This is a genomic window from Nostoc sp. CmiVER01, assembly GCF_034531135.2.
In the GTDB taxonomy this organism is placed as follows: domain Bacteria; phylum Cyanobacteriota; class Cyanobacteriia; order Cyanobacteriales; family Nostocaceae; genus Nostoc.
In genome coordinates, this window is record NZ_JAVRBU020000028.1 from 1 (window position 1) to 13,727 (window position 13,727).

Genomic DNA, 13,727 nt, shown 5'->3' on the forward strand with positions numbered 1-13,727 from the left:
ACTAATCTAGACGCGCATATAGATGTAGATGAACCGTTCCAGTCCACTGCTCCTCATTCTGCTTCTATTCCTTTACATCTCTTTGATCGCATCCGTATATTTTATTTTCTGGAAGTCCCTTGGTGACAAATAATTTTTCGTTATAGTCAAATAATTCGTCGCTCTACAGCATAATAGCTTCCATTAACTCTACCAACTGACCATACTAATCTGAATTTAGAGGATTTTAATTATGCCTAGATTTACGGTTCCACCCAATTTCACAGGCACTGCTAGTAACGACACAATAGTAGGGGAAGATTTAAATAAATTTCCAGGAATTGGGATTGATATTTTAACTGGAGGTTTCATTTTTACAGGCTCAGGAAAGAACACCATTAAAGGCAACGGCACTGGCGGTAAAGGGGCTGATGGTGCTATCGGTAAGAATGGCAGCGAAGGCGGTGCTGGAATCGGCATCAGCAATAATGGCAATCTGAATGCTGGGTCGGGCGACGACGCTATCATTAGCAACGGTATTGGGGGTCTTGGAGGCAACGGCACGGGTGAGCCTACTGTTTATTCTGGCACTAATGGCGGCGGTGGCGGTGCAGGGACTGGCATCAGTAACAGTGGCAAACTGAATACTGGGTTGGGAAACGATACTATCATCAGCAATGGCACTGGCGGCAACGGCGGCAACGGCGGCGGTTACTTTCCCTTTGGCGGCGGCGGTGGATTTGGGACTGGCATCAGCAACACTGGCAAACTGAATACTGGGTTGGGCAATGACACGATCACTAGCACTGGTCAGGGCAGCACTGGTGGTGGCAGTCGCTATGGCAGCAGCGGTGGATATGGGACTGGCATCAGCAACACTGGGCAACTGGATACCGGAGACGGAAAAGACACGATCGCAGGCATCGGTATTGCCGGCATTCCCACTGATGGGGTTGTACCCGGCACTGGCGGTGTAGGGACTGGCATCATTAACAGTAAGAAACTGGATACCGGAGACGGAGAAGACACGATCATAGGCACTGGCACAGGTACTGGCGGCCCCAGCAGTAATGGAACTGGCGATGGAATTGGCATCCAGAACATGAAAGGTGCCATCATCACCACAGGGCAGGGTAACGACACTATTACTGGTTCTGGCAAAGGTTTAGCCTCCAACCTCATCGTCATAGGCATCTCCAACGATGGAGTAATTGATGCTGGGAATGGTTGTGACATCCTTACCGGACAGGCTACAGCAACAATTGGTGGTGTTGCTTATGGCATTTATGGAAAAGGAATGATTAAAACTGGTGATGGCAATGACAAAATCAGAGCCACCAGTACCATCAATAAAGTTCAGCAAAAAGTTACTATTGGTGGCGGTATCGGTATTGATCTAGGCACTGGAAATGACTACTTCAAAGGGTTTGGTACTGGAACTGTGGATGGTGGAAAAGGTTTTGATACCTTAGACCTCAGTGCTTTCAATCGCTCTGAACTCACTTTTTCTGGTGTAATTTCAGGCAATGCCCTAAACCCAGCTAACATCAGCTTCAATAACAATAAAAATGTTATTACACTCTCCACAACAGGTTTTGAGAATTTTATCTTTGCAGATGGCTCTTTGGACTACAGCACTTTGATCTAAACTAAGGGCTATACTTCAAACTCCTGGAATTGCTTTGCAATATACATTTTGGCAGTTTTTGACCCCTATTTCTTCAAGCTTTGTGAGAAATCCGGGTTCACAACCTTAACTTGTGACCAATGAATACCATCTGATCTACCAGTTGTAAATTCCTTGATTGGAATTGTCCAAACCCGAAGTGTAGTTAGATCATACCGGAGCAAAGCAATTTACTTTACTTTAAATCAAGAGTGAAGGCTCATGAACAACCAACCAAATCAAAAAAGTTACACATCACAAGAAACGCTATGTCCGATCTGCGATTCACAGAATTTTACTTGGGGTCGTACTGTTGGAGAATCAGCAAATCTCTGGGTATATTTTCGTGCTGATCAGGCTGGATGGGGAGGAGGTGAAAAGCTACGGGCACGTAAATGCCTTAATTGTAATAATGTTCAGTTATTTACATAGGATTAACTGGTAAGTAGCTACCAGTATCCATTAGTGAACAAATACTTGGATTTATCTCGACATCACACCAAAAACTTTTACTGTAAAGCATTCGACCCCAGATTAGCCCAAAAGTGCGATCCCACTATCAGAGACAAAACAAAGGGCGATCGCACTGACTAACCTAAAAGCTCTGCTAAATCACTTCTATAAGCTAAATAATAGGGCTTGCGGTTGTAAAAAGTTGTAACGGATTTGGGAGGGTTGTAACGAGTTGGGAAGGGTTAACTAGGCATAGTTGGGGGCTGTTTATTTAATTCCTTTATAAGACTATCTGCGAGATTTACAGCATCTTCTGCTATATCATTTGACCTTCCGTTTGGGTTGCTTAATAATCCAGCGACTATCTGGGATGCGAAATACTCTCTTTTTGTTAACCCACCTTGATTTATTGAGGTTTCTGAGTGTAAGGGAAAAGCGAAATCATTGCCTTGTGTAGTTGCGAGAATCATTTTTTTTTCAAAATACTGCTTACTTCATTGTTCCTTATTTCGGATTGGTATAGAGATAAATCACTTCTTACGCTTTCTGTAGATGGTGCTAATGGTGTAGCAAGGCTGATCGCACCTTGTTCGCCGTATGCCTGTTTAGTGCTTGTAGAATCCGTGAATGCTGTACGCTACAAACTCAAGACATTTACACACCCAAGGGTAACGTTAGACCGCAGTTTGTCATCAGAAAGTCAAACACTAAAGCGCAACCAGAGCTATACCAGTGATTGAAAATTTACGGCGGCTATTGGTTGAATACTACCCACTGGCAGGAAATGATTATCTGTTTCCCGGTCGCAGTGATGGACACATCAGCGAAGACTCAGCCGCTAGGATTTTGAGAGGAGCTTGTCAGCAAGTAGATATTTTTGGGGTGAATAGTCATAGCTTTAGAAGGACTGCTTTAACTCAGATGAGTAATGCTGGTATACCACTGAAAGTTATTTAGGAAATCTCAGGGCATCGGAACTTGTGTCACCAGTTAGGGAAGATACCGATAAATATGAACTTCAAAACAAGCTGCTGCTTTCAAGCAAAACCAAGGGTAAGAAGTAGAATTAAGTCATTACCTTTGCTTTACAATACACGCAGAAATTTAAAAACAAAGAAATGAACGTGAAAAAAGGCAAAATCGCAACTTTGTTTGCGATCACTTATCTCATCTTCATATCTGGATGTGGTGTCAGTGGATATATTCCTGAGATTTCTGATGAGACTGTGAAGTTTTCCATTATTAAAACCAATGATGGTGTCGGCTTTATTAATGAAGCAGGTCAAGTAGTTATTAAACAACAGTTTCTAGAAGCAAAGCCTTTTTCTGATGGCTTGGCAGCTGTAAGGGTTGGAGAACGTTGGGGTTTTATCAATCATAAAGGTGAGTTTGTAATTGTTCCTAAATATACTAATGTTCGTCCGTTTTCAGAAAAACTAGCATTAGTTTATTTAGAAGGAAACTCATTTTTCTTTATTGATAAACGAGGGAATGTGGTAATTGAATCCAAACCTAATTGGAGCTTTGATGGGGATTTTAAGGAAGGGTTAGCTCCTATAGTAGTTAAAGGCAAATCGGGTTTTATTAATACTAAAGGAGAGATCGCAATTGAGCCTAAGTTTGATAGTGTTAGAAGTTTTTCTAATGGCTTGGCATTTGTAAAAGTTGGAGAAGGTCTTCAAGCATTGGTAGGGTATATCGATCACTCAGGAAAATTAAAAATTCCCTTTGAATCCTCATATTGGGCTGGAACTGACTTTGTGATGAACAGAGCTATAGTTATTAAATATAACTCGAACACTAGCGAGGAAATTATATTAATCGATCAAACCAACAAGGTGCTAACAAATCAACTCAAATTGACTTGTGGTACTGATTTTAACAGTCTTGACAAGGGTGTTGCAGAAGGATTAATACCAGTACGCTTAAAGTTAGCTAATCAAACAAAAAGTTTATCACAATGTAGCTATATTGATATGGAAGGAAAGATTGCTATTCCCTCTGATCCTAAGATCCAAGAAGCAAAACTCTTTTCTGAGGGGTTAGCATCTGTAAAAGTTAAAGGCAAATGGGGCTACATCAATAGAAGTGGTTTGATAGTTATTCAACCAAAATTTAACAGCGTGTCACCTTTCAGAAATGGACTAGCTTATGTAAAGGTTAATGCAGCTAGTGAAGGTTTTATTAATCATTCTGGACAGTTTGTCTGGCAACCTGTAACTTTTAAATGAGAGCGATCGCTCTTAAGCTAATGTCTGAGTTTTGTCCGAAACAGTTGTAGAGCGACGAATTATTTGACCGCAGCGACAAATTATAAGTCAAGTTCTTCATGCCTGTAAGCTTTACTGTTAGGGCAGGGTGGCCGCATCATATCAACAAAAGAATTATATTCTCAACAAGCTCAAAATTAGTCGCATTAATCGCTACTTATTGACACAAAATTAGCGATCGCTTTAAGCCTTGGAAACTAAACCAAACGAGAAATGCTGATTTTGTTGTTGGTTCTTAACCTTGGTTGTGATCAAGAGTAATTTAGATGCGTTTGCCCTGACTCTTAGGGCATCTAATTTTTAGGATTTCTAATATGAAGTTGTGAAATCGCCTGGATTAGCGATGCAGAAGGATTTAGATTGGTGACAAATAATTTTTCGTTATGGTCAAATAATTCGTCGTTCTACAATTATCTTGATAGTATTGACACTGATGTTGTTGTTGTTGTTGTTTCCCCATCAGATACAGATACAGTTACTGGGACTACGACTTGCTCCCGGCGGGATAGACCGTTAATGAAGTCTTCCGCAACAGACCCTACAGCACCTCCAACTAATCCTCCTGCAATAATACCAGCTAGTCCTGCTTTAGAGCCGATATAACTACCAGCAACAGCGCCAACAATACTTCCAAATAAATTACCTCCAACTACAAGTTGAGATTCTGACTCAGAGAGTTCTTGGAATCCGAGTTCTTTAAAATTAGATAAATCAGACAATATGTTACTCATATCTATGCTCCTTAATTTTTGAGAAGCGATTTACAATTGCTGTAGTTTGCAATTGTTAAAGCAGTGTCAGCAATGCTTTTAAACTTATTAATACTGTACTAAGTGCTGTTAATTGCTGTACTATAACATTATTTAATACATTTACAATCATTAACGATGCAATGAAGCACTTTTCAAGACATCGGGGTTAAGCTGTCTCAGAGTATGGCTTGGGAGCGTACTACACAGGCTTGCTTGCTACGGTTTTCTAAACTCCAATTGGGCGAAGTGGTCTTGCACTAATTTATTGTAGAGCGACGAATTATTTGACCGCAGCGACTTTCTTATAAGTTAAGTTCTTCATGCCTGTAAGCTTTACTGTCAGGACATCCAATTTTTAGGATTTCTGACATGAAGTTGTAGAAATCGCTTGGATTAGCGATGCAGAAGGATTTAGATTGGTGACAAATAATTTTTCGTTATTAGTCAAATAATTCATCGCTCTACAAATTCCCAACGTTGGGAATTTTAGCGCTCTTACATTTCCATAGTTGGTTATGGCTTCTGCAATAATGCAAAATTTTGCACCCCATCCCGATCGGGAACTTTAGCCATTGCATTATAAAGGCGATCGCCGCGCTCCTGGTTGTCCCCAAGTGCTGGATAATGTCTGACAATACTTTAAACATAGTGCAAGTTTTTTACACTATTAAAACAGCAACGCATCATGAGCAATGAGTCATTTTTCCAGTCGACTGGAAATTTTCACCAGGAGGCAAGCAATTATATAGCTTCTCATGCAGGGTTTTTTAGCCGAGTCAGGAGGGTGACTTCCTGGCTTAGGCATCCAGCTATTCAGCCTCTAAGTTCAGCAAGCTTTTACTTGAAATCACAGTAAAGTTAAATTGCTCCGAATCAAAGCAACGGACGAGTGCTTTTATTTTTTGGAGAGCCAAAAGCTGTTTATTTTGTTGTTATTTTTTGTTTGAGATTCCTTTTAAGGGCTAGACCTGTACCTAGAGTGCCTAGAGCTAGTAAACCTAATTTAGAAGTCGATTCAGGAATTGATGTCGAGACTGGATCGGCACGTAAAACAACATTTCTCGAATTATTATTACTATCCCTAATCGTAGCAAAGAATGAAATTTGTCCGAAATTATTGAGACCTCCATCAAAAAAAAGATTGGTTACAGTACCATCCAAAACAGAGTCACCTATGCCAATTACTTTATCTGCAATCGGGTCTGAACCTGTAAAAATACCATCAACAGAAGCATTTGCCGCCCCATTTCGTAATGTTCCATTGAAAGCTACTTGATTATTGTCATTAATTGTGGGTCTAGTAAATCTACTAAAAGAGCCACTGGTGTTAGCAACAGTAGTCGTTGTTTCACCATTGCCTATAAAAACTCCTTCTTCCCCACTGTCTAGAGAGGCTTTAAATGCAACAGCATTTTTGTTATTAATGGAAATATCGGAAAATCCACCAGAGAAAAGACTAGTATCATCAGCAATAGTAGTAATTAACCCATTTTGAATTGTGAACAGACCTTGCGTTCCATCTTTTAACGAAGCTGTAAAAGCCACTACATTATTGTCGTTAATTGCCGGATCTTGGTTGAAAAACCTAAATTGCCCACTAGTGTCTACAACAGTGGTTAAAGAACCACCGCTACCAGTAACAATTACAGTGCTATCGAAGCTCCTAAAAAGCCTGAAAACTAATATATTATTGTTATTAAATGCATTGGGTGATAAATTTAGAGTAAACAAACCATCGCTTGATGTAGCAACAGTTCTAACTGTCTCACCGTTACTTATAAAAAGACCTTCTTGAGCTTCAATAGCAGCATTTCCGAAGCCTACCGTACCACTGTTGTTAATTGCTACACCGTTAAAAGAGTTTCGTGGATCGGGGGCGACAACCGGGCTAATTGCTCCACTGTTACCAGTGAAGATACCTGTACCTGAAGGTGTGTTGGCAGCAAAAGCTACTGTACCATTATCATTTATAGGGCCACCTCCAACATCAAAAAAGTTTTTGTTGTCAACTTCGGCGATTTTTGTAAAAGTAAATGTGCCTGCATATACCGATTTCACTTCTATCGCTATTAGACTGACAAAGATACTAGCTATAGCAGTAAAAAACTTTGGGTAAGTATTCATGACAATCTCACGTTATTAGATAAAGTTTTTGACTGAATAATCATCTCATTTTACGTCAATCCATAAGATTATTTTTTGGAGTATCGCTTATGTCAACAACAGCCATCAGCAGATAACTCCAAGCTCGGCGATCGCTTTCCCGTTGCTAACTAAATAATTACTCTTGAGGGGGGGATAAAAACAGACTAAATTCCTGCTTAAAATCAAGAGAATTCTTCTCTTCACGATATACCGTGATATTAAATCCGATCCTCGTAAGAGCGATCGCTTTTCCGGAATGTGGGAAAAATCGTGCCTCCACTACTCTCGATAATTAGGGTTTTTTAATTGGGGTGATCGCCCTTCCCTGATCGGTAAACAACGATGTCACAATTGATCTCAATCATCTACCTTGATAACCAATTGCTGCGGTTTAAGGGGAGCGCTTTTTTGTACCCCCTCAGCTTGTAGTGCTAAAATCCGCCTCAAGTTATCACTACAAGGAGTAACCTCCAAGCCTTGTACAGACTGGTGTATAGAGATATAGATATTTGCCAAACTTATCAATGGGTGTGAGATTGGGATTTTTAGGGGTGTGAATGATAAGCCCTGCTTAATTGAGGTGTGTGGTTCACGAAGTAGCAGGTGTTTGGGAGAATGGTTATTGTCGGATTTCCAGTCTAAAAATCAGCCAAGGAAATTGAACGAGGAGCGATCGCAGAAGCAACCAGCACCAATATTTAACAAACCTCCATCAAGCTATTGCCTATTGTAGCTTCTGAGGCTTTTGAGGGTTTATAAATCCTTTCTAAATTCCCAAAATGGGAAAAATAATTAGCATAGGTTTGGAGTTTAGGTTTTTGATGTGCTTTCTATTGTAGTGAGAAAATTTTGCTTATTTTCTCACTACATTTGTCCCAAATCTCCTCACAAAAGGCAATCACCACACCCTAGAAATTCAACACTACTGGATATAAATCCTGAACAAAACATTTTTCCAAAATTGGGAATATTCACCAAAAATCCCTCAACCAATCTGGAAGAGGGATTATCTATAGCGACCTGCAATACTACTGAATCTCAGGACTTCAGTGGGTAAGTCCTACTTAAATTCAGCAACGCTGCTAATAGTTGAAGTTTTTAGTGATAGTCTGTTTTTGAGCTAAAATTTACTGCTTAATAAATTTCCAAGTTCCGCTACCACTATCTCTATCTGCGCCAGCAGCCGTTGAGACACACAACAAATTTTCATTACAACCTCTGCCTCTGGTATCTAAATAACCTCCTTGACCATTACCATAACCATTCACAAGTTGAACAGGCTGACCTTCACGTAAGTCATCTGAAGATTTGTGTTTAGAAATTATCTTCCAGGTTCCGCTACCACTATCTCTGTTGGGGTTGTTGGCTGTAGAGACACACAGAAGATTGTCAGAACAGTTTCTTCCCCGCGTGTCTAAGTAACCACCAGCACCTTGATCATATTGATTTTGCAAGTAAACGTCATCAAGCGACTCAACAACTCCTGTTTTGCCAGTTTTTGATAGAATCTTCCAAGACCCACTACCGTTATCTCTGTTGGGGTTGTTGGCTGTAGAAACACACAGCAGATTGTCAGAACAATTTCTTCCCCGCGTGTCTAAATAACCTCCTTGCCAATTGTCGTAACCATTAACGAGCTTGTATGTTTGTCCATACCTGAGTTTTTGGTTTGCTGAATGTGCCTGACTCGAATTAACGTTGGTAACACTGAATATACCTGTTGTTAACAATAAGATAGTACCCATTGTTGCTTTGACAAGAGTAGATTTTTTCATAATAAATTGCTCCTTGTTTTCACTAATAATTGTTTCAAGATTTTCTGAAAGGTCTGCTTGTTTTGGCTTTGACAAGAGTCGGTTTTTCTTGAACACTTTCACTCTATTAGTAAAATTTCTAGGAGTCGATGAGGATAAGTTAGGGAAAGTTAAGGAGTTGATTTTTGCATTTCGCCAAAGTATAGCCGAAATGGAGTAGCAACTTGCCGCACAGTGCATACCACTTAGTATCATCCGCACTGCCTACTATATGAGCAATTGGGACTTCTCTCTACAATCAGCTAAACAAGATGGCGTAATCCATACCTTGGTTTTATCCCTGATAAATGCACCCGGCTTGCTTTTGCCTCTGTCAGGGTCACTAATAATCTTTTAGTCTAGGTTTATTATCCACAATCCATGATCCCACTTCCAACCCCAAGAATTCATATTATGACGTTCAAGTTCTGACATATTGGTATAAGTTTTCAAAGACTTATCCTCTACATAAATGATACCCGGCTCGTTCATATCTGAGCCAATACCAACATTGGCTAATTCATCGTACTTAACAATTAGGTTTAATCCGTTTGATAAGCGTTGAATTGTTGACATAATTGACTATTGTTTATCTAACTCAACCATTTATTCGATTTTCAAATAATAGGAAAGTTCTAGCGGTTTGAACTCCCTTAAAAAGCCAGCTAATGCAAATGGGCATTTACAATTTAGTTCTTTTTCTATCAACTCAGGATTCAGGTGGTATTCTTGACACACAATCTCAAAAATTTCTTCAGTGGTTAATTCTAGATTTTGATCTAATTCCCAAACTCGCCCTTCTATTAAGTGGATGTCATCTCCTTCTGGGGAAAAAATTTCTGTTTGATAAGCGATTATTAGGTCAGTTATTTTAGAGACTGTCATTTTTAAATCTCCTCTTTTTTACTGGGACGATACGTTATCCTTTTTGGAAGAGTTGCTTAACATTGTAATTAACCTTTTAGTTTGCCCAACTCGCTTACGTTGGTCATAACGGTGCTTGGCTTCTGTAGTAATTTTTTCAACAAGCGTGTTATCGGCACTAGCAATAGCCCATGCTGCTTCTAGAAATAGCTCAACTGTAATTCCCCTTTCTTTACAAAATCGTGTTAATTCTTGGTCGAGGTCTTTTTCTAAGACGATCGCTGAATGCCTTCGAGTTTCGGGATATTTTTCAAGTTCGGCTTGGAGTGAGGCGATTGTGTCTGCTGGTGCAGGAGTTGGGTTGGTTGGTTCGGTAACTGTGCTGGGTTCTTGTGGTGAGTTTTTTTTCTCTGTTTGGGATTGTACTTTAGAAACGAGTGCATCCTGGCGTGGTTCAACTATCGGGCGATTACGTCTATTGCGTAGTTGGTTGAGTACGTTATCTGACATTTTTATTTAGCCCCAAGTGAAGTACGAATTTTCTCAACTAAAATTTCAAATGGATATTCCAAATCGTTATATCCCAACTGCGAGAGGGTTGTACGTTTGTTGATAGCTTGTTTATAGCGTTCTGACTCGCGGATTGAAGGTAAAACCAACTCAGCGCCCACTTCGTCGCGCATACCATCTACAGCCGCCCGACTTTCTTGCGCTTGCGTTTTACCAAACCAGCGATCGCGGAACGGTAAAACACCTAATACTTGGGCATCCGTTGCACCGACATCTTGCAAGCCGTTCAATAAGTCGAGCGTCCGCACGAGTGAACCGTAACCTTTAACTGATGCCTCTGCGGGAATAATCAAATAATCTGCTGCGCCGATCACTGTTAAACAAATTTGCGATCGCTGAGGTGGGGCATCAATTATGCACACTTTGAATATTTTGCTGATGCCTTCCAATCGCCGCTTGAGTAAGGTTGCACCTACTCCACTGTTAGATAAATAATCCTGCACGGTATCGAGTTGGTCATCGGACGGGATTAAAAATAAATTATCGCGCCCAAATGTGTGTATATCTGGAAACAGTTAAGCGCACTTATTAATCAACGGCAGAATAAGCATTACAGGACTCGTGCCAGCCCCTGTCATCAGTTCGCACTGTTTACCAGAAATAAAGGTTTGGGGTGGTTAGGTGATCTTATAGGCAAAAACTATCTGTGTGCGATCGCCATTTTCTAGACTTGCTCAAAAGCCGAGTGATTCGGGCAGATCACCGCATACAAGCAATTCTTGGCATTCCCGTTTTGGGAATCTGGAAGTTTCCTTGTACATTCCACTTCGGTCTGCTCGGCGATCGCAGTCTGAGGTGGATTTAGGCTAAGGCTTGGGAGGGATGCTTAGGACACCCAAGATCAGCAATAAAAATACTTAAATATGGGTTCTGGTTGTAGAAAAAGCAGTTTTGGGGGAATTGATATCAGGGATTAGTAAAGAATTTAGTAGAAAGGATTCTGGTTGTCACCAAAGGAGTGTATGTGTATGAAGGAGACAAAATTAGCGTTGTCTTTTTGATATCGCCGAGAATTATGACACCAGTAGTCGTAGTCAAATCCAGAGGTAAACAACTAGCTCATTTAGCACCGGTTGATGCCCAGCAGCGCTTAGTTCAACTGTGGCTACACGATAAACCGCAAAGTACCCAAAAATGTTATCTGCGCTATGCGGTGCAGTTCACAGGATTTTTGGCAGGGGTAGGAAAGGCGATCGCTCACACAACTTTGGAAGATTTAGTGGAGTTTTCTGAGTATTTGCATAACCGGGGATTGGCAGCGCCTACTATCAAAACCTATATGGCTGCGGTCAAAAGTTTACTGTCGTTTGCTTACAAAACTGGTTACATCAAGGTAAACCCCGGTGCTGCTATCAAGTTAAAGAAGCTTGACCAGCGATTGCATGAAAAGGTGCTGACTTTAACTGACATCGCTCTCATGATTCGCCTCACCGAACGAGCCAAGTATCGTTATAAAGCTCAACAACTTAGGGATTTATTGATATTAAAGCTTTTATATGTGGCTGGGTTGCGGGTGTCGGAGTTAGTCGGTTTGAGATGGAAGGACTTTACACCACGCGATCTCACGGGGCAGATTACCGTTGTGGGTAAAGGTAACAAGTCCCGTCACATTTTACTGCCGGAATATCTGTGGCAGGAATTAATAAATTACAGAGGAGACGCGCCCAAGGATGCTTATGTTTTCAAGAGTCGTAACGGGAAGAACAAGCCGCTTCATCGTCAAAATGTTGATCCTATTATTAAAGATGCAGCAGAACGGGCGGGGCTGATGGAGAAAGTTAGCTGTCACTGGTTTAGGCATAGCCATGCGACGCACAATGCTGAGATGCGTACTCCAGTTCCGTTAATCCAGCAAACAATGGGACACGCCGATATTTCCACAACGGCAGGTTATATTCATATACGCCCCGGTGACAGTAGTGCTTTACATTTGCCACGGGTTTAAATACAGATTATTATTCTGTTATTTATGAAGAGAATTGAAACAGACTACTAAATGTAAAACCACCATTTTTTACAATGCTTAACGACTTAAGTTTTCAGGCAGCTAACAATAACAAGCTGTTTGTGGAGCTATTGCTTAATTTTTACCTCGACGCTGATACTGCCGAGCGGCAGAAGATTGAGCAGATATTGCTGGAGAACAAGAATCAAAATTCAGGGTATCTCGTAGTAGAAAGCCTGCGAAAGATAGCAGCTTCTAAGGGACTGTAAGATATTCGGGCGCTCTGCCAATTGTGTCTGCGCGATTGTCCAAGGGATAGTGCTAAAGGCAATGGCAACCACCTACATATTAGCGATCGCTAATTACTATCGGGGCTTAAATGAACCCTATTGCGGAAACAGTTGAAATTATTTCACTGGATGGTAAAGTCCGTCTTTTACATTCCATTCCCACCCCACGCTCATGGGGTCACGGTTACGCGACCAACTGATAAATTCTTTGACGCTCTTGTTTTCCCTTTCTGCAATGAGACTTTGATGGGTTACAGCAAGCCTTTGGGCTAAACTTTCATTATTTCTGGGAAGGAGTTCAACTTGGGGTTGTTGGTACGGGTGCGCTTGTTTTCGAGGTCTGGTGTTGCTGTATCTACCATCCGCCATTGCCTTCTCTATGAGTTCCAACTTCTTGGTAATTGTTTCTAGTTTAGTGTCGAGATGGGATTCCAGATTTTCTAGCTTCTGATCCAATCTGCCGGAATTATTGATATCAATCTTGCTATCAAATTTAGATATTAATTCCTCTAAGCCTTGCAGCAAGGAAATTGTATGCCCCTCTCTGTGCAGTTTAGATAGTTGGCGTACTGCTCCAATTAAGGCAGTAGGGACGCGAATCATTTCGCTCGGTGGGGTTTTGTCGTCAGCCATTTGATATCAGTTTTGATAGCAATCAACTGATGATAGATGAAAAGCGATCCGTTTTTTCAAAGCCCAGATGCTATGGAGCGATCGCAGCCCAGACATGGCATCAAACCTCACGCTGCCCAATCCCTACACAACAATTCTGCCTGTTGCATTTAAACCCAAAGCATCATAAAAATCTAATTCATCCTCAGTTGAGTGTAAATATTAACTAAGGATGAACTAGCTTTACAGAATTATTTTTAAATAATTGTAGTTTGACTAAATGGGAATGCAATTTAGCATTTAAATTCCTAAACGTTTGCATTCGCTATCCATTAGTTGGTCGTACATTGCCAGTTTTGAGTGAATCGATTCGTACAATTTGCCTAAA

Annotated in this window: 15 protein-coding genes; 7 read left to right on the forward strand and 8 right to left on the reverse strand. The window is 40.8% G+C overall.

Annotated elements, in window-relative coordinates:
- The first annotated feature begins 232 nt into the window (after window positions 1-232).
- From RMZ43_RS32825 to RMZ43_RS32840, 4 genes are all read left to right on the forward strand, one after another.
- Complete coding sequence (locus tag RMZ43_RS32825; RefSeq protein ID WP_428850956.1) at window positions 233-1,627, forward strand: hypothetical protein; 1,395 nt, start codon at window positions 233-235, stop codon at window positions 1,625-1,627.
- A gap of 483 nt (window positions 1,628-2,110) precedes the next feature.
- Window positions 2,111-2,239, forward strand: coding sequence for a hypothetical protein (locus tag RMZ43_RS32830; RefSeq protein WP_428850957.1), 129 nt, complete (start codon window positions 2,111-2,113; stop codon window positions 2,237-2,239).
- A 591-nt stretch (window positions 2,240-2,830) separates the two neighbouring features.
- Window positions 2,831-3,055: a tyrosine-type recombinase/integrase gene (locus RMZ43_RS32835; RefSeq protein WP_322651655.1), complete on the forward strand. Its 225-nt coding sequence runs from the start codon at window positions 2,831-2,833 to the stop codon at window positions 3,053-3,055.
- A gap of 167 nt (window positions 3,056-3,222) precedes the next feature.
- Window positions 3,223-4,329, forward strand: a complete 1,107-nt coding sequence (locus RMZ43_RS32840) for a WG repeat-containing protein (RefSeq protein ID WP_428850958.1) — start codon at window positions 3,223-3,225, stop codon at window positions 4,327-4,329.
- Between the two features lie 449 nt (window positions 4,330-4,778).
- Here RMZ43_RS32840 and RMZ43_RS32845 read toward each other — a convergent pair whose 3' ends face one another.
- The 7 genes from RMZ43_RS32845 to RMZ43_RS32875 all read right to left on the reverse strand — a co-directional run bounded on the left by RMZ43_RS32845 (window position 4,779) and on the right by RMZ43_RS32875 (window position 11,007).
- Complete coding sequence (locus RMZ43_RS32845) at window positions 4,779-5,099, reverse strand: hypothetical protein (RefSeq protein ID WP_322651657.1); 321 nt, start codon at window positions 5,097-5,099, stop codon at window positions 4,779-4,781.
- A gap of 942 nt (window positions 5,100-6,041) precedes the next feature.
- Window positions 6,042-7,244, reverse strand: coding sequence for a DUF7453 family protein (locus RMZ43_RS32850; RefSeq protein WP_322651658.1), 1,203 nt, complete (start codon window positions 7,242-7,244; stop codon window positions 6,042-6,044).
- 1,148 nt (window positions 7,245-8,392) lie between these two features.
- A complete protein-coding gene (locus RMZ43_RS32855) occupies window positions 8,393-9,040 on the reverse strand; it encodes a hypothetical protein (RefSeq protein WP_322651659.1) in 648 nt (215 codons plus the stop codon).
- A 372-nt stretch (window positions 9,041-9,412) separates the two neighbouring features.
- Window positions 9,413-9,634 carry a hypothetical protein gene (locus tag RMZ43_RS32860; RefSeq protein WP_322651660.1) on the reverse strand — a complete coding sequence of 74 codons (222 nt, stop codon included), beginning with the start codon at window positions 9,632-9,634 and terminating at the stop codon, window positions 9,413-9,415.
- Window positions 9,635-9,664: 30 nt separating this feature from the next.
- Window positions 9,665-9,943, reverse strand: coding sequence for a hypothetical protein (locus tag RMZ43_RS32865; protein WP_322651661.1), 279 nt, complete (start codon window positions 9,941-9,943; stop codon window positions 9,665-9,667).
- A gap of 18 nt (window positions 9,944-9,961) precedes the next feature.
- The gene (locus RMZ43_RS32870; protein ID WP_322655837.1) at window positions 9,962-10,432 is read right to left on the reverse strand and encodes a hypothetical protein; all 471 of its coding nucleotides are present in this window, start codon (window positions 10,430-10,432) and stop codon (window positions 9,962-9,964) included.
- A gap of 2 nt (window positions 10,433-10,434) precedes the next feature.
- Complete coding sequence (locus RMZ43_RS32875) at window positions 10,435-11,007, reverse strand: ParA family protein (RefSeq protein WP_322651709.1); 573 nt, start codon at window positions 11,005-11,007, stop codon at window positions 10,435-10,437.
- 131 nt (window positions 11,008-11,138) lie between these two features.
- On the opposite strand from RMZ43_RS32875, the gene RMZ43_RS32880 reads away from it, so the two are divergent.
- From RMZ43_RS32880 to RMZ43_RS32890, 3 genes are all read left to right on the forward strand, one after another.
- Window positions 11,139-11,297: a hypothetical protein gene (locus RMZ43_RS32880; protein WP_322651663.1), complete on the forward strand. Its 159-nt coding sequence runs from the start codon at window positions 11,139-11,141 to the stop codon at window positions 11,295-11,297.
- Between the two features lie 210 nt (window positions 11,298-11,507).
- Window positions 11,508-12,437, forward strand: a complete 930-nt coding sequence (locus RMZ43_RS32885) for a tyrosine-type recombinase/integrase (protein ID WP_322651664.1) — start codon at window positions 11,508-11,510, stop codon at window positions 12,435-12,437.
- Between the two features lie 74 nt (window positions 12,438-12,511).
- Window positions 12,512-12,706: a hypothetical protein gene (locus tag RMZ43_RS32890; RefSeq protein WP_322651665.1), complete on the forward strand. Its 195-nt coding sequence runs from the start codon at window positions 12,512-12,514 to the stop codon at window positions 12,704-12,706.
- A 138-nt stretch (window positions 12,707-12,844) separates the two neighbouring features.
- On the opposite strand, the gene RMZ43_RS32895 is transcribed toward RMZ43_RS32890, so the two are convergent.
- Window positions 12,845-13,360, reverse strand: coding sequence for a hypothetical protein (locus RMZ43_RS32895; RefSeq protein ID WP_322651666.1), 516 nt, complete (start codon window positions 13,358-13,360; stop codon window positions 12,845-12,847).
- Window positions 13,361-13,727: the final 367 nt, after the last annotated feature.